The organism is Turicimonas sp. TL08 (assembly GCF_054660695.1).
Genome location: NZ_BAAGDP010000002.1, coordinates 25,177 through 48,850, shown reverse-complemented (window position 1 = coordinate 48,850; position 23,674 = coordinate 25,177). Strand labels below are relative to the sequence as shown.

Sequence of the window (23,674 nt, the reverse complement as noted above, 5' to 3'; positions counted from 1 at the left end):
TTATTCCTTTTTAGCCGAAGCTCTTGTCAGACGATCCAAAACGCCTGCCGAGGACGGAGAATACTCAGGGGGAACAACAAAAATTCTGTCAATATCTTCTTTATCCAGGTCATGCATCCATTGATAAAGATGAGCAGAAAGTTCCGGTACGGAACAGTAGGCAAATGTTTTTTCCGATATCGGTTTAAATCGATGGGCAATTTTTTCCGGTGCAATTAACCCAAATGTTTTGAATTGTCTTGCCAGAAATTGAGTCTTACCGGGCAAATCTTCGGCTGAGACCATTTCCATCTTGTGCTTCGGAGCGTAGTGGCTCTTTAAAGTTCCTGAGACTCTCGGAGAGTTGTACACGGTGCCGTGCATGACAGGCTTGCCGATAACAGAGGAGATCTGGTCAGAGTCAATCGCTCCTTCCCGCAAGATTCTCGGGGTATCGCCGGAAAGATCCAGAATAGTGGATTCAATGCCCACCTCGCACGGACCGCCATCGATGATAAGGTCAACCTTGCCTTCAGGCTTCTCACCTAAATCATCGCGAACGTGCTGAGCAGTGGAAGGGCTGATCCGTCCGAAAGAGTTAGCACTCGGAGCAGCCAATCCTTTCCCTTGTCCCCTGTCAAAGATTTCCAAGAGGCGGTGAGCAATCGGGTGAGAGGGACAACGTAAAGCTACCGTGTCCTGTCCTCCGGTTACAAAGTCTTTAGCAACATCTGATTTTTTTAGAATGATTGTCAAAGGACCGGGCCAGAAGGCATCCGTTAACTTTTTTGCATCTTCGTTAAAGTCGCTGACCCAACGAGGAATCGCCTTGGCGTTGGCTAAATGAACAATCAAAGGATGATTGGACGGCCGATTTTTTGCTTTATAGATGGACTCTACTGCCTCTGGATTCTCAGCATCCGCAGCCAAACCGTAAACAGTTTCCGTCGGAATGCCGACGAGGCCTCCGTTGTCCAAAATTTTTATTGCTTTTTGAAGCAGATCGTTATCGAGCATATCCGGTTATGTACAAAATCAGAATGGCTAATTTTAATGTTCAAACGGCCGGTTAAGTTCACCGGCCGTTTGATTTGAGAGCATTAAACTATATGTGTTCAGGCTTTGGAAGACCGATCGCATCGCAGACCTGAAGAGCGCACTTCATTGCTTCTTCGGGAGTGGAGCCTACACAAGTAATGTGTCCCATCTTTCTGCCTTTTCTCGCATCTAATTTGCCGTATAAGTGCAGTTTGGCATGAGGGAAGGCTAAGACCTTATCCCAATCCGGCTCAAACTTATTGCCGTCGGCCTTAAACCACAGATTGCCGAGGATGTTAAGCATGACGGTATATTGAATTTGGGTGGTATCGCCCAAAGGCATATTTGTCATGGCCCGAACCTGCTGGTCATATTGACTGCTGATACAGCCTTCGATAGTGGCGTGGCCGGAGTTGTGAGGACGAGGCGCTAATTCATTAACAATGATTTCGCCGTTTTCGAGAATAAAAAATTCAACGCAAAGAACACCGACATAGTCAAGACTATTGACAATGTGTTTAGCGATAGAACGAGCCTTGTCTGCTTGTTCTTGGCTGATTCTTGCCGGCATGATGGATACTGCCAAGATACCGTCACGATGTTCGTTCTCCGAAACCGGGAAGGTTGTTGCTTCGCCCATGGCGTTGCGGGCTGAAATCACGGATACTTCTCTCCAGAGAGGAAGCATTTTCTCGAGTACGCATTTAACTTTACCGAGGGTATTGAATGCTTCACTCAATTCGGCTTTATTTTTGACGCGGACTTGACCTTTGCCGTCATAGCCCAAGCGGGCTGTTTTCAGAATACCCGGGAAAAGGTTTTCATCGACGTTTTCAATATCCTGAGCAGATGCAATTAAGCAGTGAGGAGCGACGGGCGCGCCGATGGAACTCAAGAAAGACTTTTCGTCCAAGCGATCTTGAGTGATGGAAACAGCCTTGGCAGCAGGTGAAACCTGCGTCATCTCAGCTAGGATTTCTAAGCTATCGGCCGGAACGTTTTCAAACTCAGTCGTGACGGAAAGACATTTCTCTCCTAATTTTTCCAAGGCTGAGCGATCCGTGTAAGCAGCGCAGAGGTGCATTTCACTGACGGCTGCGGCCGGTGCGTGCGGATCTTTTTCCAAAACGCAGACTCTGTACCCAAGCGTAGCGGCAGCCTGTGCGAACATGCGCCCTAGCTGGCCGCCTCCAAGAAGGCCGAGCCAGGCGCCCGGCAAAATTGGTTCATGACTCATAACGATCCTTAAGCGGGAAGTTCCATTGCACGGGCTTTGGCGTTTTGTGCTTTGCGGAATTCTGCAAGCTTTTCGGCCAATCCCGGGCAAGTTGTGCCGAGAATCTCTACGGCAAAAAGAGCTGCGTTGGCTGCACCGGCCTCGCCGATAGCAAATGTGCCGACAGGAACGCCTTTAGGCATTTGGACGATAGAGTACAAAGAGTCGACGCCCTTTAAATAACGGGAAGGGACGGGAACACCGAGAACCGGAAGCGTTGTTTTAGCGGCGAGCATTCCGGGCAAGTGAGCTGCACCGCCGGCACCGGCGATGATGACTTTAATGCCGCGTTCTCTGGCAGTTTCGGCATATTTGAACATTTCATCGGGCATACGGTGTGCGGAAACAACCTTTGCTTCGAAAGGCACATTGAAATTTTTCAGCATTTCGACGGCGTTGCCCATGACTTCCCAGTCGGAGTTGGAACCCATCAAAACGCCTACCACCGGAGATTCAATTTTTTCTGACATGAATTTTTTCCTCTAGATAGCGACGAAGGCGCACGAGTGCGCCTTGTCTTCGAGATTCTAAATTAAGCTTCTACGCCTTTGCCTGTTAAGCGCTTCAAGGCTTCTTCATATTTTTCGCTGGTCTTTTGAAGAATTTCGGCCGGGGCTCTCGGAGCCGGGGCTTTCTTGTTCCACGGCTGAGTTTCAAGCCAATCACGGATGAACTGCTTGTCGAAGCTTGGTTCAGACTGACCGACTTTATATTGATCAGCTGGCCAGAATCTGGAGCTGTCGGGAGTGAGAATTTCGTCCATCAAGACAACTGTGCCGTTTTCGTCCAAGCCGAATTCGAATTTTGTATCGGCAATGATGATGCCTTTAGTGGCAGCGTAATCAGCGGCTTTCTTATAAAGCTTCAAAGTATAGTCACGGATTTTTTCGGCAATTTCCGGACCGACCAATTCAACGACTTGTTCATAGGAGACGTTTTCGTCGTGATGGCCTGCTTCTGCTTTAGCTGCCGGAGTAAAGATTGGTTCAGGAAGTTTTTCGCTTTGCTTTAAGCCTGCGGGAAGCTTAACACCGCAGACTGTACCGTTTTGCTGATATTCTTTCCAGCCGCTGCCTGCCAAATAGCCGCGGGCGACGCATTCAACGAGGATTGGTTTGAGTCTCTTAGCGACAACGGCACGTCCTTTAACCTGGTCTCTTTCTTCAGGAGCAACCACAGATTCAGGATCAATACCTGTCAAATGGTTAGGAACGATACCGTCCAATTCTTTGAACCAGAAGTCCGTTAATCCCGTGAGAATTTTTCCTTTGTTAGGAATAGGGTCGTCAAGAATCACGTCGAAAGCAGAGATTCTGTCGCTGGCTACGATCAAAAGTTTGTCTTCTCCGACAGCGTAGCTGTCTCTAACTTTTCCTCTATAGACTAAGGGGAGAGATTTAATAGAGGTTTTAACAATTTCGGCCATTTAAAGTCCTCGGTGGAATTGAAAATGACGGTAAAAAAAGTGCACCGTCTTTGGTGCACATTTTAATTAAACCAACTCGTCTATAACCAGCTCAAAGCTTTAAATTTCCGTACTTTTCCGACAGATTACTGCTATTTTACAAAAGCGCTTTGGACCAGAAGGGCAAAGAAAGGTTGAGCTTTCTGCATGGCTTCCTGAAGCTGCAGCTCGGTTTGTCCTGACTTCTTGGTGATTTCGGCGGCTAACAAAATCGTTTTGCCTTCGAGAGGAACGGCATAGTAGGTCACGGCGTTTTTAGACTCGGAAGTCACAGGATACTCCAGATATTTAATCTGAGAATTTTCCAATTTCTTTGCCGTGAGGCCCGGTTTGTCTTTTTCCAAACCAGCCATAATGCTGTCAACGGTTGCGCCCTCCGGAGTGCTGATCAGAGAGACTGCGTATGGGCCGTCGCCGGATTCGCTTCTCCATGTCATTAGCGTGGTTCCGTTAGCATTCAGATCTTGGCTGACATCCCATGAAATCGGAAGCTGGAGGGTCAAAGGTGTTTCCAAGCCTTTGACTTGGACATTGACCATCTTGCGGTAACCGGCCTGCCATTCGTCCATCGGGTTTGGATAACGCATGGAGAGGAGGTAGGGGACGAGCGGATCGATAACTTTTTCTTCGGTACCGGCCTTGAAGTTGTTAATCCAAGCTTCCGCCTTATCCATTCTTTCTTTACTGAAAGTATCGTTCATCCATTTGGTGACTTGGTCTTTAGCTTCGCCGCCTTTCTCAAGTCCCTGCTGCCATTTTTCTTTAAATTGGTCTTTGATGCCGGGCCACTTCTCTTTCAATTCCTGAGAATACTTGTCGACTTCTCCCGGGGTTTTATCTGCCCAATCCTTTACGGTATCCGTTATGGAATCAAAGAAAGAGGTTGCTTTCTGGCCGAAGCTTTCTGCAGCAGGAGCATTTTGGACTGCTGCCGGCGCATCGGAAGCGGTTTGGGCCTGAACTGAAGAAAGTGCAGCGGCTGCAAGCACTGCAAGCAAAGTCTTCTGATACATAATAAAATTTCCTTTTTATTAATCGGATAAGAGAAGAGTACACGTTCTTGGCTGAAGCTTCGAAGTTCGACTCTCAAAAAGAACACTCCGAATCGTTTTTTGTTAAAGGTCTTTTCAATGGTTTTCCGCTGGCAAATTTGGTTTTTGATTTCTTTCCTGGCCGTGGCCTCCTGGAGTTTGTACAACTCTATGAATTCGTACGGAGAAGGAGAAGAACTGGGGCAAGCCAACTGGGAATATGCCGTCAAACAAGACTTTCCGTCCTTGGAAGCCTTCTGTCAGAAAAAAGGTTTAACCTCGACTGCAAAAGAACCTGCCGGTTATACCGCGGCTCCTTTTTCCGATGAAAATCCTTTGTTTTGTTCTCCGACTTTAGAGCAAGCAAAAGCTTCTTACGGGCTGTTTGTTCAAACTCAAGCAAGAAAAGCCAGCATTCGGCTGACTTTTCAGTTTATCGGCTGCTGGATAGCCATTCTTCTTGTCTGTTTCGGCGCGATGAAGTTCATCAACAGAAATCAGAACAAGAAGAAATCTAATTAATCACCGTCTTTGATTTCTTCCCGAAGCTTTTTGCTAGCTTCGTAGGGAGAAGCTGCTCCGCAGATAGCAGAGACGACAGCGATACCGTCTACGCCGGTCAGCATCGTCTCTTTAGCGTTAGACGCATTAATTCCGCCGATAGCCACTACCGGTAAGGAAGTTTGCTTTTTGAGTGCCTTGAGCTCTTGGAGCCCGATAGCTTTGCCGGCGTCCTTTTTAGTGGCCGTCGCAAAAACCGGACCGATGCCCAAATAGTCAACATCCTCGGTTACCGTCTGCATTTCTTCTTGGCTGCCGACGGAAAGACCGATGATGACATTTTTTCCCATCAGCCTTCTTACTTCATTCACAGGCAAATCTGCTTGACCCACATGAACACCGTCGGCTCGGCAAATTAAAGCGATATCGAGATGGTCGTCAATGATTAAAGGCACACCTGTTCCGCAAAGGGCCTTCTTTAACAGAAGAGCGGCATCAAGCTGTTTGCGTTTTTTCCATTCGGGGGCACGCAGCTGGACGACGGTGGCACCACCGCGAACAGCCTCTAAGGCGGTTTCAACCATCTGTTCCGGTGTCGGACACAGATTGGCATCCAAAACCAGATATAAAGACAGATCGATTGGATTAGGCATTAAAGTCTTCCGGTTTTAAGTTGTACAGGGCGTCCAGGTAGGCGACATGGAAAGAACCGGGGCCGTGAGAGTCAGCCGCAGCTTTTTCGGAAGCCTTTTTAACATAGGCGCAGCAGGCGGCTGCAGCTTCAAGCTTGTTATCCGTGCTGCTGATGAAAGCGGCAATTAAAGTGGACAGAGAGCACCCCGTGCCGACAACCTTCGTAATCAAGGGGTTCCCACCTTCAGCTGAATAGGTGGAAGTGCCGTCAGTGATATAGTCTGTTTTGCCCGTGACGACCACAATAGAAGAATAGTGTTCGGCCAATTCGACGGCAGCCTGAACGGCGGAATCAGAAGAGTCTGTACTATCTACGCCTTTTCCGCCTGAGCCTTGACCGGCGAGAAATTTGATTTCAGAAGCGTTGCCGCGAATTACGTCAGGACCGGTTCTCATCAATTCAAAGATGATTTTGTCACGCCAAACGAGAGACCCCGCAGCTACCGGATCCAAGACCCATGGTTTTCCTAATTCTCTGGCTTTTCGGGCGGCGGCTTTCATGATTTGGACGCGCATTGAAAACGGCGTTCCGACATTGATGGACAGACCATCGCAGATGCCGACAAAGTCTTCAGCTTCGCCTTCTCCGACAACCATAGCAGGAGAAGCGCCCGCAGCTAACAAAACATTTGCGGTAATTTCTTGGACTACTTCATTGGTCACACAATGAATCAAAGGATTCTTTCTTCTAAGGAGACTCAAATATTCAGCTACTGAAGAGCCGGGAATGAACTGGACAGCGGTCATTACTTTTAGCAGATTAAATAATAAAGCACCAAGTTTAAGGCTAAGTTTTTAATAAAAAACGAAACCGAGCAACAGGGTGCTTCAATTAGGTAGGCAGAAAACTTTTACCAGGCCAAATAGGCTTGTCTAAGCATATAAACGCAAAGGCAGCAAAGCAGGCAGGCAAAGCATTTTTTGAGAGGCTTCACGTCGATAGAGTGGGCGACCTTTGCTCCGAGAGGTGCGAAAAGGACGCTGGGGATAGCTAAAGCGAATAAAGCCGGGATGCAGATATAGCCAATATCAACAGGCCATTGCGGAAGTCCTTGGACGTTCCATCCGCTGATGATGTAGCCCATGGTACCGAATAAAGCGATTGGAAATCCTAAAGCGGCGCTGGTTGCCACAGCATTGTGCATTTTGACATTGCACCAAATCATCCAGGGGACGGAAATGAAGCCGCCGCCGGCACCCACTAAGGCCGAAAGGATACCGATAATGGTACCGACAAATATGCGGCCGATATTTCCGGGAAGTTCTCTGTCAGCTTTCGGACGCTTATTCATGAACATCTTGAAAGCAGAAAAACCGACGAAGCAGCTGAAAATCAGAGAGATCCAAAATGTAGAAAGCAGGCTGGCAATTTGCGCACCAAGGAGAGCGCCAAGCAAAATTCCCGGTGCAACGGATGCAACTACATTCCAAAGAACAGCTCCTCTTTTATGGTGAGCCCTAACTGAGGAAAGTGAAGTAAAAGTGATGGTTGCCAAGGAAGTAGCGATGGCAACATGAACAATATGATCTTGGGGAATGAGCGAAGCAGGGATGAGCATGATCAAGAAAGGCGTCATAATCATTCCGCCTCCGATTCCTAAAAGGCCTGCTAAAAATCCGGTGCAGCATCCTAGTGCAGCGAGGAGCGCAATTGTTTGTAATTCCACTTGAACCTCTTTTCTTGTGTAACTTGTGTCTTGGGAAAGTTTTAGTAATAGAAAACAAATCGGGAATATAACGCTTAGATACCGATGATTACAGGACTGAAAGGACAAGATTCGGGAAAAATCGGATTTCCTCTTTGCCTTCGAAGTGCTATCACCTCTTCTTGGAGCGGGTGAATTTTTGAAAAATCAGGAACTCGAAACCGGCTTTTGCTGTGCCGGTGTGTCGGCGCAGCTTCGCGATTGATAAATTTGGAAGGTATAGATGGATAAAGACTACTTTGAAGGTTTTCGGTTAAACGAAGAAATTACCTTAAGGAAGATAGAGATCTTTTTGTCTTTCATGGAGACGGGTAATTTGGGAAAAACAGCTGAAGCTTTAAATATGAGTTCGGTCAGTATTCATCGTGCACTTCATTCTCTGGAAGACGGTTTGGGCTGTCCACTGTTTTCTCACCGCGGACGGCTCCTGCGTCCTTTGGAGACGGCCAAGCTTTTTCAATCTCATTGCCAAGAAGTAATCGATCATTTGACCCATGCGGTTGAACTCACAAAAATTGCGGGCGGCGTCGGCAGTCCCTTGGTGAAAGTAGGAACTTTATATTCTCTTACTATCCGTACACTTCCGCATTTGATTAATGCTTCGAAATTGCGCCGCCCGGGAATTGAATTTGAATTAACGATGGGTTCAAATGAGAAGCTGTTGTCTAAGCTTGACAGAAACGAGCTTGACCTCATTGTCATTGCTTTAGATGAGCAAAGTGATTTGCCAAGTCATTTTGAAATCCTGCCCCTTTTTGTTGATGAACTATTTCTCGCCACTCCTGCCTGGATGAAAATCCACACTCAAGAGGCGGTTCCTTTGTCTGCCTTTGAAAACGAACGGTTCATCACTTTGGCACCGGGCTTTGCCACGTATGAAGATTTTCGACAGCTGTTTAAGAAGGCTGATATTGCTCCTAAACACATAACCGAAGTTAAGGACATTTTCTCTGCATTGAGTTTAGTAAACGCAGGCGTGGGGGTTTCCATTCTTCCCGGAAGAATGGCTGCAGTTTATCCGGATACCGTTAAATTTATTCCGCTTCAGCCTCCATGCCGCAGAAGTCAATCCATCACAATGGTGTTTAAGCGCAGCAGACAGCATGAGCCGAATATCTTGGCCTTGGTAGCCGAAGGAAGAATGTTTGCGCGAAGTCTAAGAAACAAATAGGCCTTACTGCATAAATTCGAGCTGGTCGAAGATTTCTTCCACACCCATGGTTTGGGCGCTGACGCATAAACTTTCCAAGAAAGCTTTTTTAGTTAGTCCTGTCAACGTTTCTCCGGGAGGCATTTCAATTGCAACATTGCAGCCTCTTTGGAAAACACTGACCATCGCTTCATGCCATTGGGTTCGGCGGCACATATTAAAGAGAAGGTCTTCTTTGAGTTTTGCAGGATCAAAAATCGCCCGGCCGGTAGAGCAGCTGATGTAAGTAATGCGGGGTCTGGATAGCTCTACCTTGGAGAATTCTTCTGCTAAGGCGTTTGCGGCGCCGTTAAGGAGTTCACAGTGTGAGGGGACCGTAATCTTAATGCGTACGCATTTGACTGCCCCTGCTTTTAGGGCGCTTGCAGAGGCATTGCTCATGTTTTCATCGCTGCCCGCGATAACGATTTGATCTTCTGCGTTGTAATTGGCGATGAAGCACCCGGTATCAGTACAAATTTGCTCAACCGTTCCTAAAGTCAATCCGACGACGGCAGTCAAACCGTATCCGGTTGGATAGGCTTCCTGCATCAGGGTTCCTCTTCTATAAACCATTTTTAGCGCGGTTTGTATCGGCAAAGCACCTGCTATCACGGCGGCGGGAAAGGCGCCGATGGACAGTCCTGCAGTAAAAGACGGTTTTAGACCTTTTTGAATGAAGTCATTGGCCCAACTGACGCCGCAAATAAGCAGGGCAGCCTGAACATTGGCATTGTGTTGGAGCGCATCTTCGGTTGTGAGTTCGTCCAAGCTTTTGTTCAAGGTTCGGACGCAGAGATCTTCGTAGAAATCACGGTTTGCAATCCCGTCTAGCATGCCGGGATACTGAGAACCTTGACCTGGAAAAGAGAAGAGGATTTTACGCATAAGATCACCAAGGATTATCGGTTAAGAGCGGACCGGTATTTGTTTTAAGAAGAACCTTCTTCGATTTAAGCCACTCTTTATAAGAGAATCCGCCTTTAGAAGTTTGAATCTGAATATCAAGTTGGAATTTGGGCGTCAGAATCCAAGATTTCAACGAAGCTAAACACTTCAGCTCTTCTTCATTATTGGCTCTGACAACTAAATCAATATCGCTTGTGTCTCGAAAATATTGCCTTCCGACTGCTAAAGAAAAACCGAAAGAACCTGAAACTCCCCATTTCACTGAATTTTTTAGTTCTTCATTTGCTTGAATCAATTCTGAGAATTCCTTTAAATAGTCGATCTGGGAAGACTGAAGGTCGGTCGATGATAGAAGTGCAACTGCGTCTTCCGGAGAGAATTTCTTTAAGACATCCTGACTTGAAATAAAACTACCGTATCGTTGACGTCTCTGCGTTCCTCGGAAACCGACCGGAATTTTTTCTAATGAGAAGAAGTCTCGTCTGACAACGCATGGAAGACCTTCTTTTATCGAATCTTGCGCCCAGGCGGGTGCATCATCCGGCAGAAGAGTCTGCGGACGCAGAAAAAGAAGATCGTGCGGAAGAAAAGCTTTGAGGTTCATGCCGTCAATGATAAAGGAGTCTGAGAAAACGGTCAGATTCAAAATAAATAAAGTGAAACGGTTATTGAAACGAAAGTTAATCTCGATAATTTTTTAAATACATATGGTTAAGATGAATTAAAAGGGTTTTGAATCAAAAATTTCATTAAATTAAAGTTAATGAAGTGACGTGAATACTTATTGAAAGAGGCAGCCTGAATTTTCATAATTTAGAAAAGCAATCACATTCCCAAAGGAGCAATAAATGCAGTTTGGCTCAGAGCCTAAAATTTGGGACAAACGCCGCCGCTTGAAAAAAGAGCGGCTGTCCCGCTTAAAACAAGACGGTAAGGTTATTCCAACTGAAAATATCGTTGCAGCCTTAGAGGCCGTTATTGAACCAGGCAACAAGGTCGTTCTTGAAGGTAATAATCAGAAACAGGCAGATTTTCTCGCCAGATCTTTGTGCGAAGTCAATCCGGATAAAGTCCATGATCTGCACATGATTATCCCTAGCATGAGTCTTCCGGAACATTTGGACGTGTTTGAAAAAGGCATCGCCAGAAAGTTAGATTTTTCCTACTCCGGCGCACAAAGCCTTAGAACTTCACAGCTTCTTGAAGACGGTGCATTGGAAATCGGTGCCGTTCATACTTATATCGAACTTTATTCCCGTCTCTACGTCGATCTCATCCCCGACGTTGTATTGGTTGCTGCTTATGCAGCAGACAGAGAAGGTAATCTCTACACCGGTCCGAGCACGGAAGACACTCCGGCACTGCTCGAAGCCGCAGCTTTCCATGACGGTATCGTGATTGCCCAGGTCAATGAGATTGTTGACGATCCCAAAGATTTGAGACGCGTTGATATTCCAGGTTCTTGGGTTGATTTAATCGTGAAGAGCGATAAGCCCTTCTTTATTGAACCGTTGTTTACCCGCGATCCACGCCAGATTAAGAACCAACATGTTTTGATGGGGATGATGGCCTTGAAGGGGATCTATGGGCGCCACATGGTTCAGTCTTTGAACCATGGTATCGGTTTTAATACGGCAGCTATTGAACTTCTTCTTCCTACTTACGGTGAAGAACTGGGTCTTAGAGGCAAGATTTGCAAAAACTGGTGCTTGAATCCGCATCCGACGCTAATCCCGGCTATTGAAAGCGGCTGGGTTGAAAGCGTTCACTCATTCGGCGGTGAGCTCGGCATGGAAAAATACATGGCTGCACGCCCGGATGTATTCTTTACCGGCGCTGACGGAAGTATGCGTTCTAACAGAGCTTTCTGCCAAATGGCCGGCCAATATGCAGCCGACATGTTTATCGGCTCCACTCTGCAGATTGATGCTGAAGGCAACTCCTCTACCGTTACCAAGGGACGCTTATCGGGTTTCGGCGGAGCTCCGAACATGGGCCACGATCCTCACGGAAGACGGCATGCCACAAAAGCATGGCTTGACATGATCAAAGAACCAAGTCCAACTGCCCGCGGCCACAAGCTGGTTGTTCAGATGGTTGAAACATTCCAGGCTAAGGCTAAACCGACATTCGTCGAAAACTTGGAAGCCGTTCAGGTTGCTAAGGACGCCGGAATGCCTCTTGCCCCGATCATGATTTACGCTGATGACGTCACTCATCTTCTGACAGAAGAAGGAATCGCTTATCTGTACATGGCTGATTCCATGGAAGAGAGGAAAAAGATGATTGCAGCAGTCGCAGGCATTACCGATATCGGTCTCAGAGCAAACCCGAAGGATGTCGAAAAACTGCGTCAGTCCGGTAAGGTGGCCTTCCCATCTGATTTGGGAATCGATAAGTCTAGAGCTACCCGCTCCATGCTTGCAGCCAAGAGCATTGCTGATTTGGTTGAGTGGTCCGGCGGTTTGTATGAACCACCGGCAAAATTCCGGAGCTGGTAATGAATTCTTCCTTCTCTGATCTTCACTTTCTGGCTGCAAATGCTTCTTTAGCTTTGATAGAAGAAGCGTTCTTGGCCCCTAAGCCCGGATTAGTAGACAGGAGAAGCAGCGGCAGCCATTCCGATATGGATTTGACCTTGATGGAGAGGTCCGCTCAGTGTCTCGAACCCTTCTTCCTGGAGATGGCAAAAGTCTCTTGGGGAAGGGAAGTTGATGCGGTTCTTCGAGAAGAGATTGGCCTTATCGGCAGAGAGGCGGAAGCCCAGATGCTTTCTGTGACCGGAGGCGTGAATACGCACAAAGGAGCAATCTGGTCGTTAGGACTTTGCAGTTCCGTTCTGGCATCGCATCAGATGAATACGTCAAAGAGACGATTCTTCCAAGACATTGCCAAATTGGCCTCCACCGAAGACAGAAAGGCATCCTCTCATAAACCGACACACGGTCAAACGGTTAAGCAGCTTCATGGTTTGACGGGAGCAAAAGAAGAAGCTCAGGGAGGTTTCCCTCATATTGTCTATGCTTCCTTACCGATGCTTCATCATTCTCGCAAGAGAGGCTGTTCGGAAGAAAGCGCCAGAATCAACAGCCTGCTGGCTTTGACGGCTTCTCTTAATGACACTTGCGTTGCCTACCGGGGAGGAATGGAAGCTCTACGAGGGCTGCAGAAAAAGAGCCGTGAGTTTCTTCAGGCCGGAGGCTTTGAAAGTAAAGACGGAGAAAGAATACTGGAAGAACTTGATGTCTGGAGCAGAGCGCGGAGAGTCTCTCCCGGAGGCGCCGCGGATCTGCTGGCTACCACATTGTTTATAGATAAATTTAGTTCAATTAGGATTAATTAGGTCGACTATTATGGAAAAAGTTACCTTAACCCTTCAGGCGCCGAAGACATTGGATAAGAACGTCCAATTACAAAACGGCGTAGTGAGTTCGGGCGATCTGGAAGTAGTGTTTGAATCTTCTGACGGCGATACTTTGACCGTGATTATTAAGAGTTCTGTAGATAACAGTGCAGAACGCTGGAAGGCATTATTTTCCCGCATCCAACAATTCAATTCGCTGCCTGCAGGCCGCATGCGGATTAACGATTTCGGAGCATCTCCCGGAGTTGTGCGCTTAAGAGTTGAACAAGTTTTAGATGAGGCCGAACATGCATAACAAAGAGAGTTTTATTGAATTAGGCGCTCGTCAAAGAGCTAAAGCCATTTTAGATTCCGGTTCATTCCGTGAAATTCTCGGACCCTTTGACGGCGTGGAATCTCCGTGGTTGGAACCGCAAGGGATCGTTCCTCAATCAGATGACGGCATGGTCATTGCTAAGGGAACAATACAGGGCAAGAACGCCGTTGTCGTTGCTATCGAAGGCTCTTTCCAGGGCGGAAGCATGGGCGAAGTCTCGGGCGCAAAAATGGCGGCGGCCATTGACTTAGCAGCAGAAGACTGCTTGGCAGGCAAACCGACTACCGTGGTGCTGTGCCTAGAGACCGGCGGAGTACGTCTGCAGGAAGCCAACTTAGGTCTGGCCTCCATCGCAGATATTCATGCTGCAATTGTCAGAGCAAGAGAAGTTACACCGGTTATCGGCGTTATAGCCGGCACCGTCGGATGCTTCGGCGGTATGTCTATTGCAGCCGCATTGTGCAGCTACCTTGTGGTGACCAAAGAAGCTCGTCTTGGTTTAAACGGCCCTCAGGTAATTGAGCAGGAAGCCGGCATCCGTGAGTACAACTCTAAAGACAAACCGTTTATTTGGCAGATGACTGGCGGTGAAGTCAGATCCAGATGCGGCTTTGTGGACAAATTAGTTAAAGATGATGTTCCGGAAATCAGAAAGGCCGTTGAAGAATGTGCAGAAAAGGGCGTTCCTGAACATTTCAGGACCGGATGTATTGATTATTTCTTAGAAAAACTTTCTGCCTATGACACTGCTGAGCAAGCTCAGCCGGGAACCGCCGAAAAACTCTATGAAGGAGGATTTAAACATGACTAATGCAAAAACCCGCGGTGCCGTTTGGTTAGAGAAGCTTGCGCCGGCCGGCGTCCCATTCCTTCCTTTGATAGATTCCGTCAAGGCAGTAGAACAGGACGGTGTGATTTATGTCGCCGTCGTCCCTGATTCGAATAATCATTATCCTCGTGCAAGAACCGGAGAAGTTGGACTTTTAGAAGGCTGGACTTTGGCTAAAACCATCAGCACCATCGTTAAGGAAGATGCTGATAAGGCAGAAAAGCGTCCAATCGTTGCTATTGTTGACGTAACCAGCCAGGCTTACGGCAGAAGAGAAGAGGCCTTCGGTATTCATCAGGCTTTAGCCGGCTCGGTGGCGGCTTATGCCAAGGCGCGTGAGGCCGGTCATCCGATTGTTTCCTTGATCGTAGGAAAAGCGATGTCAGGGGCCTTCTTAGCTCACGGCTACCAAGCCAACCGTATTTTGGCCTTAGACGATCCTAAAGTTTTAATTCATGCGATGGGAAAAGAATCCGCCGCCAGAATTACACTGCGCAGCGTAGCCGAACTTGATAAATTTGCCGCCAAGGTTCCTCCGATGGCCTATGACATTAAGCACTATGCGGAATTAGGTCTCTTGGAAAAACTTCTCAAGGTTTCGTCTGCTGACGATCCGAGTGAAGCAGATGTTAAACAGGCAGCAGACGAAATTGCAGCTGCCATTCAGAAGGCTAAAGAAAGTCCGCGTGATCTCAGAAATCGCTTGGGCAGTCCGAACCGTAAAGCAACATCAGAAGTCAGACGCTTAGTCAAAGAAGCTTGGTAAAAAATCCTTTCTTTCTTAGCTAGAACACTCAGTCATTTCTTTTTGAGGCTGAGTGTTTTTTTGCATATTAACAATGCGGCGAAATGAGATCACTCTTTTCTTCTCTTAATCAAAATTTCATTTTGACGTTAAAATCTTCTATTTGATATCGAAAAACAGCAATAGACGCGCATAAGGACGGACACCTGAGTTGCGCGGAAAGTGGAGAAATAAATGGCCCAGGAAGGCACAGCATCAGACGTAACTTTTTATTGGTACGACTACGAAACTTTCGGTACCGATAAGAAACGGGACCGGCCTGCGCAGTTCGGCGGTTTCAGGACGGACGCAAACTTCCGCCGCAAAAGCAAGGATATGCTGATTTACTGTTCTCCTGCCGATGACTATCTTCCGCACCCGGAAGCGTGTCTTTTAACGGGGATTACGCCTCTTATGTGTCTAACGGAAGGCGAGCCCGAGGCTGTTTTTGCCAACAAAATTTATAAAGAGTTTAAAGAACCGAATTCTATTGTTCTCGGCTATAACAATTTAAAGTTTGATGATGAAGTCAGCAGATTCATGTTCTGGAGAAATCTCATCAACCCGTATGACAGGGAGTTCGGAGAAGGACGCGCCAGAATGGATATGTTTACCGTGATTAAAGCGCTTTATGCCTTTAAACCGGGAACCTTGAATTGGCCGCATAAAGAAAACGGTTCCGTTTCGATGAAGCTCGAAGAGCTGACCAAGGCAAACGGCTTAGTCCACGACCATGCTCACGATGCTTTGTCTGATGCGCGGGCAACGGCTTTACTGGCCAAGAAGATTAAAGATACGGAGCCGAAGTTTTGGGATTACGCCGTCAGTTTGTCTAATAAAGAGAATGTGCAGAAATTGCTGGACTCTCAGACCGCCCTCTTAGCTGTCGCCGATTATTCCATTCCCGCGACAAAGAACCTGCGTTTGCTTTTCCCGATTCTGAAATCAGGCAAAGAATATTTATGCTGGGATTTAACTGCCGATCCGGCTGAACTGCCGCAGCTTAAAGATTCAGATTTAGAAGCCAGAACGAATTTAACTGCAGAAGATAGGGAAGCGGGCAAAAAGCCTCTTCCGTTTGTGAGCCTCTCAGCCAATAAATATCCTTTTGTCGTCAAAGCCTCTCCCTTCTATAAAAACGAATTTGAACAGATGTTCGGCATAAGCCGAACAGAACTGGCAGAGAGAACAAAATTCTTAAAAGAGATGGATAAAAGTTTTGTCAGCAATCTTTATTTGAAGCTCAACGAAATTCGTCGGGAACATTTCGAAGGAACTCAACCGAAGGATGAAGATATTGAAACGGCACTTTATTCCGGCGGTTTTGTCGGCGATCAAGACAGAAGAGTTCTTGATGAGCTCAGAGCAATGAATGAGTTTGAATTGTCCGAGAAATCTTTAACCAAAGATTTTCAGTACAAAGGCATGGATAAGTTAATCCGCCGCTTTATTTCCAGGAATTATCCGGAAGCGATGACCGAGCAGGATTCTGCGGATTGGTATTTATATAAATCTCAGCATTTGATTCGCGGGGCAAACGGCAGCCGAACCTTTGAAGAGTATTTCAAACTTCTTGATGAACTTGCTGAAAGACCCAACGTCAATATGGAACTCATTGAGGAACTGAGAGAGTACGGAGAAGGTCTTCAAGAAGATTTACAGTAAAGGAACAATCCGCGATGTTAGTGCACCCAGAATTTGATCCTATTGCCTTCCATATCGGCTCATTCGGCATTCATTGGTACGGTTTGATGTACCTTATCGGATTTGCGCTTTTTTATACCCTCGGTCTCTATAGAAGCCGCCAGGCTTGGCGAGACATTACCAAAGAAAACCTGGAAGACCTGTTATTTCTTGGAATGATCGGCGTCATTCTCGGCGGACGACTGGGGTTCGTTCTTTTTTATCAGCCGGAATACTACTTCAGTCATCCGCTGCAAATTTTTGCGGTCTGGCAAGGCGGCATGAGTGCACACGGCGGTTTTATCGGCGTGATTTTAGCTATCTGTTATTTTGCCTGGAGCAAAAAGAAGTCTCCTTTGACTGTCGGAGATTTTGTTGCACCGCTGGTTCCGCTGGGTTTTTTCTTCGGTCGTTTAGGAAACTTCATCAACGGGGAATTGTGGGGAAGGGCTGCGGATCCGAATTTTCCGTTAGCGATGATTTTTCCTCAAGCAGAAGACAACATTCCGCGTCATCCTTCGCAGCTCTATGAGGCTACCGCTGAAGGCTTGATTTTATTTTTGATTGTTTGGATTTATTCGATTAAACCAAGGCCGAGAGGCGCTGTTTCCGGGCTGTTTTTCCTGGTTTATGGGGTTGGCAGATTTATCGTTGAGTTCTTCAGAGAACCCGACAGCTATCTCGGACTGCAGGCACTGTCCTTGTCGAGAGGACAGTGGCTGTGTATTCCTTTGATTGCTGCCGGCATCGGTTTGATGGCCTATGCCTACCTTAAGAAAGAGAAGGCTTAACCGCCGAAAGCATCAGAGAAGGTGCGGTCTTCTTTGAGGCCGCATCTGACAAACAAGTAGTCAGTGACGGAGTTAACCATCGGTGTGCTTCCGCACAAATAAGCATCGCAGTCAGTGAAGTCGCCGATAATTTCAGCAGCGTGCTTGGTGATTCTGCCCTTGAGTCCGGGCCAGTTTTCATCTTTGGAGACGACCGGATAGAACTTAAAGGCCGGATAGCTTTCTGCTAAAGATTCCAGTTCAGATAAGAATGCCAAATCCTTGGCGTGACGAACACCCCAGAAGAGAGAAATATCTCTGCCTTCCAAGTCATCGTTAGCTTTAAGTGTACGAAGAATGCTCATTACCGGAGCAATTCCTGTGCCTGTTACTAAGAAGACGGCTTTCTTATCTTTCGGAGTATTAAAAGTGAAAGTTCCGAACGGTGCTTCTGCTTTCAGGACGTTGTCTTCCTTGACGGCACCGTTGAAGAGAAGTCCTGTGAATAAGCCGTTGCTGACATGACGAATGTAAAGGTCAGCTGTAGTTTGCTGAACAGCCGGAGAGGCAAAAGAGTAGCTTCTGGAATCGCCGTTGGGCAAAAGAATATTGATGACCTGACCGGCCTCAAAGTCGAATTTCTGACCGTCAACGCGTTCAATGGTCATGCTCAGGATATCGTCGCTCACCTTAACGATCTTGACAATTTTTACATCGAACTGTTTTGCTGATTTCTTTGTTCTTCTGGCGTTTTTAGCTTCGATTACAAGGTCAGTTGCCGGGACCGCGGTACAAAGAAGAATCATGCCGTTTTTCTTATCTTCTTCAGTCAGGGCAAGAGGCGTTTTTGAGTAGCTGACTTCGCCGGTGCACAATTTGCTCTTGCAAGCACCGCAAGCACCCATTCTGCAGCCTAAAGTCAGTAAGACTCCATTTTTTTCAGCAGCCTGGCTGACGGTTTCTCCATCTTCGGCCGCAAAAATAATATTGGAATCTGCAATTTGAATTTTATGAGACATACTAGTCACTTATCATGCAAAAAATAAACGCTCTGGATTATACCAAAGCGTTTGTTAGGTCCCCCGCTTGAACCGTCCGACTTGTGTCCTGAACCGAAGGTTCAGGGTGGACGCCTCTGACTAGTCTTAGGAGCAGCAGCGCGTGCCGCTCAACAGAGAGGAAGCCAAGTTAGCATCCATACGATTTAGTATTGGTTCAAAGAACAACCAGTCGCTAATCGTATTCCGCAGGGGATGGATGTATTGTATGAGTGAAACTTTTAGAAGTAAATAGATGAAGCCTCTAATTGAGCTTTTGATAACTTTTGGTTTCAGTATGACTGGGAACGCTTAAGAGTATCCTGGCAGAAAACCAGCAGCGATTCCAGCTTCTTTTCAACATCCGGGGGCACGGCTGCAGGCGTTGAATCCCTTGAATAAATGAGCTGAAGAATGGCGTAAAGCAAGATGCGAGTTTGCTTATTGGGAGTGAGGACGAGGTCTTTACCTTGATTTACATTTCGAACTGCCTGATTAATTTCGTTGACAGCTTTTTCGATTAAGGGCAGATCTTCCGGCTCCAGCTGCAGTGCGAGCTGGACGCCTTGGATATTGAATGTTTTAGGTACGGAAGTCATGAGGTTTTCTTGGCTGACTCAATGATGGAATCGATCTTCTTAATGTTGGCGTTGATATCCTGTACTGCGATATCGATCTTTTCCCGCAGCGAGACTATCTCATCATTTTGTTTTTGAATTTCGATACTCTGTCTTGCAGCTTTTTCAAACAGTCTTTGGTTTTCCAGCTGCAGCTGTTGGAGGCGGATTGCCATTTGGTGGACCGCCTCCTCCAGTTTCCGGACCGTATCAGAAACCATCAGGATTAGTTATCCTTTAAGCCAAGAACGTCGGCCATGTTGTAGAGGCCGTTGTGCTTGCCGATTAAAAATGCTGCGGCTTTTAAAGCTCCTTGAGCGTAGCCTTCACGGGAAGCGGAAAGGTGAGCGATTTCGATTCTCTCACCTTTACCGGCAAAGATAACGCGGTGGTCGCCTACGACATCGCCGCCGCGAAGAACGGCAAATCCGATGGAACCTTTAACGCGGGGACCGGTGTGTCCGTGACGAGCCCATTCTGCAACATCTTCAAGTTTCTGCCCGCGGGCTTCAGCGATTACACGGCCCATTTCAACGGCTGTACCGCTAGGAGCGTCCACCTTACGGCTGTGATGCATTTCCACGATTTCACAATCGTAATCCGGCATGAGCTTAGCTGCTTCAGCAAGGAATTTGAAAGTAACATTTACTCCGGTGCTCATGTTCGGGGCAAAAGCGATTGGGATGACTTTAGCGGTTTCATCGATCAGATTTTTCTGTTCAGCAGAAAAACCCGTGGTACCGATAACCATTGCTATTTTGTCCTCACCGCAGACTTTGAGATAACCGACGGTTCCTTCAGGTCGGGTGAAGTCAATCAGAACTTGAGCTCCGGAGGCTTTAAGGCAAGCTGTATCAGCGGTGACTTTTACGTTGCTTTCTTTTCCTAAGAAAGCAGCGGCATCCTGTCCGATAGAAGAGGAGCCGGCATGATCCAATGCAGCGACAAGTTCGAATTCGGGATTATTCATGACCGCTTCGATGAGCATTTTGCCCATTTTGCCGCTGGCCCCTGAGATTGCGGTTTTAATCATTATTGAGCTTCCTTATCAGTGGAGGAGACTGATGAATCTTGTTCTTGGATTACTGGTTGAGCCTGTGCAGAGGAGTCGGCGGCAGCCTCTTTTTCTTTTTTCATGTCCTCGTTGCGCTTGATGGAGCTTTCGCGGGCTCTTTCGCCCAAGATCATGAGATCAGCGTCTGTTTCGTCCGGCATTTTATCGGCCTTGAAGCTTTCGACTCTTCCATCATCATCGAAATAGACCTGAAGTTTACGGATCTGAGTTTCTCCGATTCGCGGATTCAGGTAATAGATGTAGTCCCATTCATTTTTGTGGAAAGAACTTATCAGGGTCGGTGTACCGAGAAGAAAAATTACCTGATTTTTAGTCATACCCTCATGAAGAGACTCGAGCATTTCGCTAGTCACCACGTTTCCCTGATGAACGTCAGGGCGGTATGGTTTCAAATAACCTGGAAGGCTGTCAGTAGAGCAACCGCTAATTAAACATACGGATGAGATAGCCGCAACTGCAAAAAATCGTTTCATGAGTTGAATTTAATGGACAATATAGTAACAGGCTGTATGATAGCTAACTAAGGATAGAAATGGAAAGGCTAAATGATAAAGAAAACATTCAATCCGGCAAATCCCTTTGATCTTAAAGATCTAGGATTGAAGGCGACCGGGCCAAGATTAAAAATTTTAGATCTTTTTATTAAGAACGCAGACTCCGGTAAGAAACGCCATATGAGCGCGGAGGAGGTTTTCCGTACTCTCGTTCAAGAAGGCGAAGATGTCGGCTTAGCAACGGTGTACCGCGTACTGGCACAGTTTGAAACTGCAGGCATTCTTGTACGCCGTACTTTTGATAAAGACAACGCTTTATTTGAGCTTAACGACAATCATCACCACGATCATTTGATTTGCGTCAGCTGCGGCAAAGTCGAAGAGTTTGTGGATCCGGAGATTGAAGAGAAGCAAAAAGAGATTAGCAAGAAACACGGTTTCAGTTTAGTGCATCACTCTATGGCTCTGTACGGACTATGTTCAGACTGCCAGAAGAAAGAGGCCAAGTAAAAAGTCAAAATAACATTCTTTGATTTGCAGAAAGATTAGAGGGGCGGGGCGAGGAGAGTTGTCTTCTCACGCTCCTCCAATTTTTTGAAACTGCATATCTTCACATCAAAAGAGTTCAGCTTTCAGGAAAACAGTTGCTGACCTTTCAACGTGCGAGCCTAGAGCACAACGGAATGTGAACTCTCAGGAAAAGATCTGATAATGCTCAGAAATTCTTCCGGTCGGCTAGGAAATAAACTTAAGATTAGAAAATATGATCTGGAGGTTCATTTGGATGAACACGAAAGAGTTCGCCTCAGTCTTGAGGAAGATTATGAACAAAAGAGTACTACTTTGTCTCCTGTAGAAGAGGAGATAATCAAATACTGTTTGAACTGGAGTAACAGATATATTAAGAAAAATACTCTGGAAGCGGCTCATCGTGCAAAACAATGAGCCGCAAAGAAATGAGCTTGATTACTTAATCATAGCTGTGCCAAAACCTGCAATAGGTTTGTTTTTGGCTTCGGAATAAAGCCACACGTCGTAAACAGCGCCTGGAAGCATATCTTTGGCTACATCTTTAGCTGTGAAAGTAAAGACGATATCTTCAACGCCGTCACCGTTAACATCTTTGATTTCGGAAGAAGTCGGCTTTGCCAGAGAAGTTAAGCTGACTTTGCCGCCAACGGAAGAACGTCCCGGACCAGCAACAGTCTTGGCAAGATTAACATCTTTAACCTTGAGCTTCTTATCGCCAAGCAGCGCAATAGTTACGTTTTCATCACCTTTTGAATTGATTGAATCCGCGAGGACTAAGACGTCATGAGGAGAAAGCTTTTCGAAAGCTTCCTGCATGGCTTGCTGGGCTTTCTCAAATTTTTCAACATTCTTAGCATGAAGCCATTCCTGTGCCTTTTGAGGAGAAATCTTGGCCAACTCTTTTGCTGTCTCTAATTCTTTTGCAACTGTTTTGCCGAGTTCTTTCTCTAAAGAACGGACCTGCTTCATATTCTTTTCATAGGCAGGATGAATGTATTCGACAGCATTGGAAGTATTGATGAAGGACCAGACAGGCCAATCCGGATTGTAGTTGAAGCTTTCCGGTTTGGCATTGAAATGCTGTTTTGTCGCTTCATCCCAAGTCAAGAAGGCTGTCGCCTGAGCCGGTTTTGCTACCGGATAAAGCGGAACATACGGTGTTTCGCTTGGTCTGGCTAACGTTTTGTATGCCTGGATGAAAAGAGGATTTGAGTCCATGACATACACAACGGATTCGTGAGTCGTCGGTCTGGAAATTCCGAAGCCTTTTTCGTGGTACCACTCTCCGGCTTTTCCGTCTTCTTTGGAATCGGCACGAAGAATCTTCTTAACGTCTTCAACACCGAACTTCTTGGTCGGCACTACGCTATAGGGGAACTCATCAGCGGAGTTGAACGTCTTTCCTGTGATTTTCTTCCAAGCGATCTGATTTCTGGAGAAATTGTATTGGGCTTCTCTCAGCTTCGCAGGCTGATAGGCCTCACGGAAATTGAAGTCTGTCCATTGGCCTTCCACGGCTGGTTTGTATTTGCCGTCTTTGATGGCTTTTTCAACTAAGCCCGGAGACACCATGACGCCGTCTTTGTCCGTGACGTCGACTTTGTTCATCATGAAATTGTTCGGGATGTAGACAACTTCATTGTCTTTGACTTTGCGTGCGACCCATTTGTTGCCTTGGTGGATAGCCAATTGCCACACTTCGTTAGGATCAGCAATGGTGTAAGTACGTCCATTGGAAAAGTAGCCGTATTTATCGAGCAAGTCAGTGGCAATCTTGATAGCTTCTCTGGCTGTTGTTGCTCTTTCAGCCATAATTCTTCGAATGCCGTAGCCGACACCGCCGTCTTTAACTTTTTCTTTGTTTTCCGGGAAGATTTGAGAGCAAGCATTGGAAACGATAGTTACGCCTTTTTCATTGACAAACCCGTCCGAGAAAGAAGCTCCTGTCGGAGAAAAGGTTTGAGTCCAATAGAAGCCGAGAGTTTTTTCTGCCTGAGGAATTTCAGCGGCAGATTTTTCGAACTTAATCATCTCGCCGGCTTTATGAGTTTGAGCCGGTACCCAATGCTGCTGAGCGATGATTCGACCGCCGTTGTCTTCGTTATGCCCGATAATCACGGTCCCGGTTTTACTAACGTCTTTTCCGACGATGATAGTAGAGCAGGCGAGAGCATTAGCGCCGAAGGCAATAGCTGCTGATGCAATCGCAACTGAGACTAAAGTCTTTGAAAACATAGTTCCTCCTTGAGATTGAAGTGATTTGATGGAAATTCTTTGATTCCCAATGAGCGAAGGATTCCTATTTTCTATCCTCCATTCACACGCTCATCCTACCGCTTCTCGAGAAAATTTGGAAGGAAAAATCGACTCCGAGAAATATATTGCCT

The 23,674-nt window shown here is 46.7% G+C and carries 26 protein-coding genes; 10 read left to right on the top strand and 16 right to left on the bottom strand.

Features of this window, described 5'->3' with window-relative positions; translation table 11 throughout:
* The 5 genes from ACYQ4O_RS01450 to ACYQ4O_RS01430 form a co-directional block, all read right to left on the bottom strand.
* Entirely contained in the window at positions 1–996 is a 996-nt protein-coding gene (locus tag ACYQ4O_RS01450) for an L-threonylcarbamoyladenylate synthase (RefSeq protein ID WP_460174518.1), read from the bottom strand.
* 88 nt (positions 997–1,084) lie between these two features.
* Positions 1,085–2,254 carry a 5-(carboxyamino)imidazole ribonucleotide synthase gene (locus ACYQ4O_RS01445; protein WP_460174517.1) on the bottom strand — a complete coding sequence of 390 codons (1,170 nt, stop codon included), beginning with the start codon at positions 2,252–2,254 and terminating at the stop codon, positions 1,085–1,087.
* 8 nt (positions 2,255–2,262) lie between these two features.
* A complete protein-coding gene (gene purE / locus ACYQ4O_RS01440; protein WP_308512812.1) occupies positions 2,263–2,763 on the bottom strand; it encodes a 5-(carboxyamino)imidazole ribonucleotide mutase in 501 nt (166 codons plus the stop codon).
* Between the two features lie 62 nt (positions 2,764–2,825).
* Complete coding sequence (locus ACYQ4O_RS01435; protein WP_460174516.1) at positions 2,826–3,719, bottom strand: phosphoribosylaminoimidazolesuccinocarboxamide synthase; 894 nt, start codon at positions 3,717–3,719, stop codon at positions 2,826–2,828.
* 131 nt (positions 3,720–3,850) lie between these two features.
* Complete coding sequence (locus tag ACYQ4O_RS01430; protein WP_460174515.1) at positions 3,851–4,771, bottom strand: hypothetical protein; 921 nt, start codon at positions 4,769–4,771, stop codon at positions 3,851–3,853.
* A 189-nt stretch (positions 4,772–4,960) separates the two neighbouring features.
* Here ACYQ4O_RS01430 and ACYQ4O_RS01425 point away from each other — a divergent pair, with 189 nt between their 5' ends.
* On the top strand, positions 4,961–5,311 hold the full coding sequence (locus tag ACYQ4O_RS01425) for a hypothetical protein (RefSeq protein WP_308512815.1): 351 nt from the start codon (positions 4,961–4,963) through the stop codon (positions 5,309–5,311).
* Here ACYQ4O_RS01425 and thiE read toward each other — a convergent pair.
* From thiE to ACYQ4O_RS01410, 3 genes are all read right to left on the bottom strand, one after another.
* The gene (gene thiE / locus ACYQ4O_RS01420; protein ID WP_460174514.1) at positions 5,308–5,943 is read right to left on the bottom strand and encodes a thiamine phosphate synthase; all 636 of its coding nucleotides are present in this window, start codon (positions 5,941–5,943) and stop codon (positions 5,308–5,310) included. The genes ACYQ4O_RS01425 and thiE overlap by 4 nt on opposite strands.
* Complete coding sequence (gene thiM, locus ACYQ4O_RS01415; RefSeq protein ID WP_460174513.1) at positions 5,936–6,730, bottom strand: hydroxyethylthiazole kinase; 795 nt, start codon at positions 6,728–6,730, stop codon at positions 5,936–5,938. The genes thiE and thiM overlap by 8 nt, the downstream gene beginning before the upstream one ends.
* Before the next feature lie 104 nt (positions 6,731–6,834).
* Positions 6,835–7,650, bottom strand: a complete 816-nt coding sequence (locus ACYQ4O_RS01410; RefSeq protein WP_308512818.1) for a sulfite exporter TauE/SafE family protein — start codon at positions 7,648–7,650, stop codon at positions 6,835–6,837.
* 262 nt (positions 7,651–7,912) lie between these two features.
* On the opposite strand from ACYQ4O_RS01410, the gene ACYQ4O_RS01405 reads away from it, so the two are divergent.
* On the top strand, positions 7,913–8,860 hold the full coding sequence (locus tag ACYQ4O_RS01405) for a LysR family transcriptional regulator (RefSeq protein ID WP_304702799.1): 948 nt from the start codon (positions 7,913–7,915) through the stop codon (positions 8,858–8,860).
* 3 nt (positions 8,861–8,863) lie between these two features.
* Here ACYQ4O_RS01405 and ACYQ4O_RS01400 read toward each other — a convergent pair whose 3' ends face one another.
* The gene (locus tag ACYQ4O_RS01400; RefSeq protein WP_460174512.1) at positions 8,864–9,766 is read right to left on the bottom strand and encodes an ACP S-malonyltransferase; all 903 of its coding nucleotides are present in this window, start codon (positions 9,764–9,766) and stop codon (positions 8,864–8,866) included.
* A gap of 4 nt (positions 9,767–9,770) precedes the next feature.
* Entirely contained in the window at positions 9,771–10,433 is a 663-nt protein-coding gene (locus tag ACYQ4O_RS01395; RefSeq protein ID WP_460174511.1) for a malonate decarboxylase holo-ACP synthase, read from the bottom strand.
* A 202-nt stretch (positions 10,434–10,635) separates the two neighbouring features.
* Here ACYQ4O_RS01395 and mdcA point away from each other — a divergent pair, with 202 nt between their 5' ends.
* The 7 genes from mdcA to lgt all read left to right on the top strand — a co-directional run bounded on the left by mdcA (position 10,636) and on the right by lgt (position 17,554).
* Positions 10,636–12,288, top strand: a complete 1,653-nt coding sequence (mdcA, locus tag ACYQ4O_RS01390; protein WP_277040335.1) for a malonate decarboxylase subunit alpha — start codon at positions 10,636–10,638, stop codon at positions 12,286–12,288.
* On the top strand, positions 12,288–13,130 hold the full coding sequence (locus ACYQ4O_RS01385; RefSeq protein WP_460174510.1) for a triphosphoribosyl-dephospho-CoA synthase: 843 nt from the start codon (positions 12,288–12,290) through the stop codon (positions 13,128–13,130). Before mdcA ends, ACYQ4O_RS01385 begins: the two co-directional genes overlap by 1 nt.
* Before the next feature lie 10 nt (positions 13,131–13,140).
* Complete coding sequence (gene mdcC / locus ACYQ4O_RS01380) at positions 13,141–13,446, top strand: malonate decarboxylase acyl carrier protein (protein WP_460174509.1); 306 nt, start codon at positions 13,141–13,143, stop codon at positions 13,444–13,446.
* A complete protein-coding gene (locus ACYQ4O_RS01375) occupies positions 13,427–14,278 on the top strand; it encodes a biotin-independent malonate decarboxylase subunit beta (RefSeq protein WP_460174508.1) in 852 nt (283 codons plus the stop codon). The genes mdcC and ACYQ4O_RS01375 overlap by 20 nt, the downstream gene beginning before the upstream one ends.
* The gene (mdcE, locus tag ACYQ4O_RS01370; protein ID WP_460174507.1) at positions 14,271–15,062 is read left to right on the top strand and encodes a biotin-independent malonate decarboxylase subunit gamma; all 792 of its coding nucleotides are present in this window, start codon (positions 14,271–14,273) and stop codon (positions 15,060–15,062) included. Before ACYQ4O_RS01375 ends, mdcE begins: the two co-directional genes overlap by 8 nt.
* A gap of 213 nt (positions 15,063–15,275) precedes the next feature.
* Complete coding sequence (gene sbcB / locus ACYQ4O_RS01365) at positions 15,276–16,745, top strand: exodeoxyribonuclease I (RefSeq protein WP_308512824.1); 1,470 nt, start codon at positions 15,276–15,278, stop codon at positions 16,743–16,745.
* A 14-nt stretch (positions 16,746–16,759) separates the two neighbouring features.
* Positions 16,760–17,554, top strand: coding sequence for a prolipoprotein diacylglyceryl transferase (gene lgt, locus ACYQ4O_RS01360; protein WP_460174506.1), 795 nt, complete (start codon positions 16,760–16,762; stop codon positions 17,552–17,554).
* On the opposite strand, the gene ACYQ4O_RS01355 is transcribed toward lgt, so the two are convergent.
* The 5 genes from ACYQ4O_RS01355 to ACYQ4O_RS01335 form a co-directional block, all read right to left on the bottom strand.
* Positions 17,551–18,552: a 2Fe-2S iron-sulfur cluster-binding protein gene (locus ACYQ4O_RS01355; RefSeq protein ID WP_460174505.1), complete on the bottom strand. Its 1,002-nt coding sequence runs from the start codon at positions 18,550–18,552 to the stop codon at positions 17,551–17,553. The two genes, lgt and ACYQ4O_RS01355, sit on opposite strands and share 4 nt — an antisense overlap.
* 311 nt (positions 18,553–18,863) lie before the next feature.
* Complete coding sequence (locus tag ACYQ4O_RS01350) at positions 18,864–19,169, bottom strand: hypothetical protein (protein WP_460174504.1); 306 nt, start codon at positions 19,167–19,169, stop codon at positions 18,864–18,866.
* Positions 19,166–19,363: a hypothetical protein gene (locus tag ACYQ4O_RS01345; protein WP_308512828.1), complete on the bottom strand. Its 198-nt coding sequence runs from the start codon at positions 19,361–19,363 to the stop codon at positions 19,166–19,168. The genes ACYQ4O_RS01350 and ACYQ4O_RS01345 overlap by 4 nt, the downstream gene beginning before the upstream one ends.
* 50 nt (positions 19,364–19,413) lie before the next feature.
* The gene (gene dapB, locus ACYQ4O_RS01340; protein WP_460174503.1) at positions 19,414–20,220 is read right to left on the bottom strand and encodes a 4-hydroxy-tetrahydrodipicolinate reductase; all 807 of its coding nucleotides are present in this window, start codon (positions 20,218–20,220) and stop codon (positions 19,414–19,416) included.
* Entirely contained in the window at positions 20,220–20,735 is a 516-nt protein-coding gene (locus ACYQ4O_RS01335) for an outer membrane protein assembly factor BamE (RefSeq protein ID WP_460174502.1), read from the bottom strand. The genes dapB and ACYQ4O_RS01335 overlap by 1 nt, the downstream gene beginning before the upstream one ends.
* Positions 20,736–20,807: 72 nt before the next feature.
* Between ACYQ4O_RS01335 and fur the strand changes: the two genes are divergently transcribed.
* Entirely contained in the window at positions 20,808–21,266 is a 459-nt protein-coding gene (gene fur, locus ACYQ4O_RS01330; RefSeq protein ID WP_460174501.1) for a ferric iron uptake transcriptional regulator, read from the top strand.
* Positions 21,267–21,722: 456 nt separating this feature from the next.
* On the opposite strand, the gene ACYQ4O_RS01325 is transcribed toward fur, so the two are convergent.
* Complete coding sequence (locus ACYQ4O_RS01325) at positions 21,723–23,522, bottom strand: C69 family dipeptidase (RefSeq protein ID WP_460174500.1); 1,800 nt, start codon at positions 23,520–23,522, stop codon at positions 21,723–21,725.
* Between the last annotated feature and the right edge of the window lie 152 nt (positions 23,523–23,674).

What these genes read in the sequence shown, in the direction of transcription:
- mdcC (WP_460174509.1), top strand. Translation starts at nt 13,141, where the DNA reads ATGGAAAAAGTTACCTTAACCCTTCAGGCGCCGAAGACATTGGATAAG.
- sbcB (WP_308512824.1), top strand. Translation starts at nt 15,276, where the DNA reads ATGGCCCAGGAAGGCACAGCATCAGACGTAACTTTTTATTGGTACGAC.
- purE (WP_308512812.1), bottom strand. Translation starts at nt 2,763, where the DNA reads ATGTCAGAAAAAATTGAATCTCCGGTGGTAGGCGTTTTGATGGGTTCC.
- ACYQ4O_RS01375 (WP_460174508.1), top strand. Translation starts at nt 13,427, where the DNA reads ATGAGGCCGAACATGCATAACAAAGAGAGTTTTATTGAATTAGGCGCT.
- mdcE (WP_460174507.1), top strand. Translation starts at nt 14,271, where the DNA reads ATGACTAATGCAAAAACCCGCGGTGCCGTTTGGTTAGAGAAGCTTGCG.
- ACYQ4O_RS01445 (WP_460174517.1), bottom strand. Translation starts at nt 2,254, where the DNA reads ATGAGTCATGAACCAATTTTGCCGGGCGCCTGGCTCGGCCTTCTTGGA.
- ACYQ4O_RS01405 (WP_304702799.1), top strand. Translation starts at nt 7,913, where the DNA reads ATGGATAAAGACTACTTTGAAGGTTTTCGGTTAAACGAAGAAATTACC.
- ACYQ4O_RS01325 (WP_460174500.1), bottom strand. Translation starts at nt 23,522, where the DNA reads ATGTTTTCAAAGACTTTAGTCTCAGTTGCGATTGCATCAGCAGCTATT.
- ACYQ4O_RS01400 (WP_460174512.1), bottom strand. Translation starts at nt 9,766, where the DNA reads ATGCGTAAAATCCTCTTCTCTTTTCCAGGTCAAGGTTCTCAGTATCCC.
- dapB (WP_460174503.1), bottom strand. Translation starts at nt 20,220, where the DNA reads ATGATTAAAACCGCAATCTCAGGGGCCAGCGGCAAAATGGGCAAAATG.
- ACYQ4O_RS01435 (WP_460174516.1), bottom strand. Translation starts at nt 3,719, where the DNA reads ATGGCCGAAATTGTTAAAACCTCTATTAAATCTCTCCCCTTAGTCTAT.
- ACYQ4O_RS01450 (WP_460174518.1), bottom strand. Translation starts at nt 996, where the DNA reads ATGCTCGATAACGATCTGCTTCAAAAAGCAATAAAAATTTTGGACAAC.
- mdcA (WP_277040335.1), top strand. Translation starts at nt 10,636, where the DNA reads ATGCAGTTTGGCTCAGAGCCTAAAATTTGGGACAAACGCCGCCGCTTG.
- lgt (WP_460174506.1), top strand. Translation starts at nt 16,760, where the DNA reads ATGTTAGTGCACCCAGAATTTGATCCTATTGCCTTCCATATCGGCTCA.
- fur (WP_460174501.1), top strand. Translation starts at nt 20,808, where the DNA reads ATGATAAAGAAAACATTCAATCCGGCAAATCCCTTTGATCTTAAAGAT.
- ACYQ4O_RS01430 (WP_460174515.1), bottom strand. Translation starts at nt 4,771, where the DNA reads ATGTATCAGAAGACTTTGCTTGCAGTGCTTGCAGCCGCTGCACTTTCT.
- ACYQ4O_RS01425 (WP_308512815.1), top strand. Translation starts at nt 4,961, where the DNA reads ATGAATTCGTACGGAGAAGGAGAAGAACTGGGGCAAGCCAACTGGGAA.
- ACYQ4O_RS01345 (WP_308512828.1), bottom strand. Translation starts at nt 19,363, where the DNA reads ATGGCAATCCGCCTCCAACAGCTGCAGCTGGAAAACCAAAGACTGTTT.
- ACYQ4O_RS01335 (WP_460174502.1), bottom strand. Translation starts at nt 20,735, where the DNA reads ATGAAACGATTTTTTGCAGTTGCGGCTATCTCATCCGTATGTTTAATT.
- thiM (WP_460174513.1), bottom strand. Translation starts at nt 6,730, where the DNA reads ATGACCGCTGTCCAGTTCATTCCCGGCTCTTCAGTAGCTGAATATTTG.
- ACYQ4O_RS01355 (WP_460174505.1), bottom strand. Translation starts at nt 18,552, where the DNA reads ATGTCTCATAAAATTCAAATTGCAGATTCCAATATTATTTTTGCGGCC.
- ACYQ4O_RS01350 (WP_460174504.1), bottom strand. Translation starts at nt 19,169, where the DNA reads ATGACTTCCGTACCTAAAACATTCAATATCCAAGGCGTCCAGCTCGCA.
- ACYQ4O_RS01385 (WP_460174510.1), top strand. Translation starts at nt 12,288, where the DNA reads ATGAATTCTTCCTTCTCTGATCTTCACTTTCTGGCTGCAAATGCTTCT.
- thiE (WP_460174514.1), bottom strand. Translation starts at nt 5,943, where the DNA reads ATGCCTAATCCAATCGATCTGTCTTTATATCTGGTTTTGGATGCCAAT.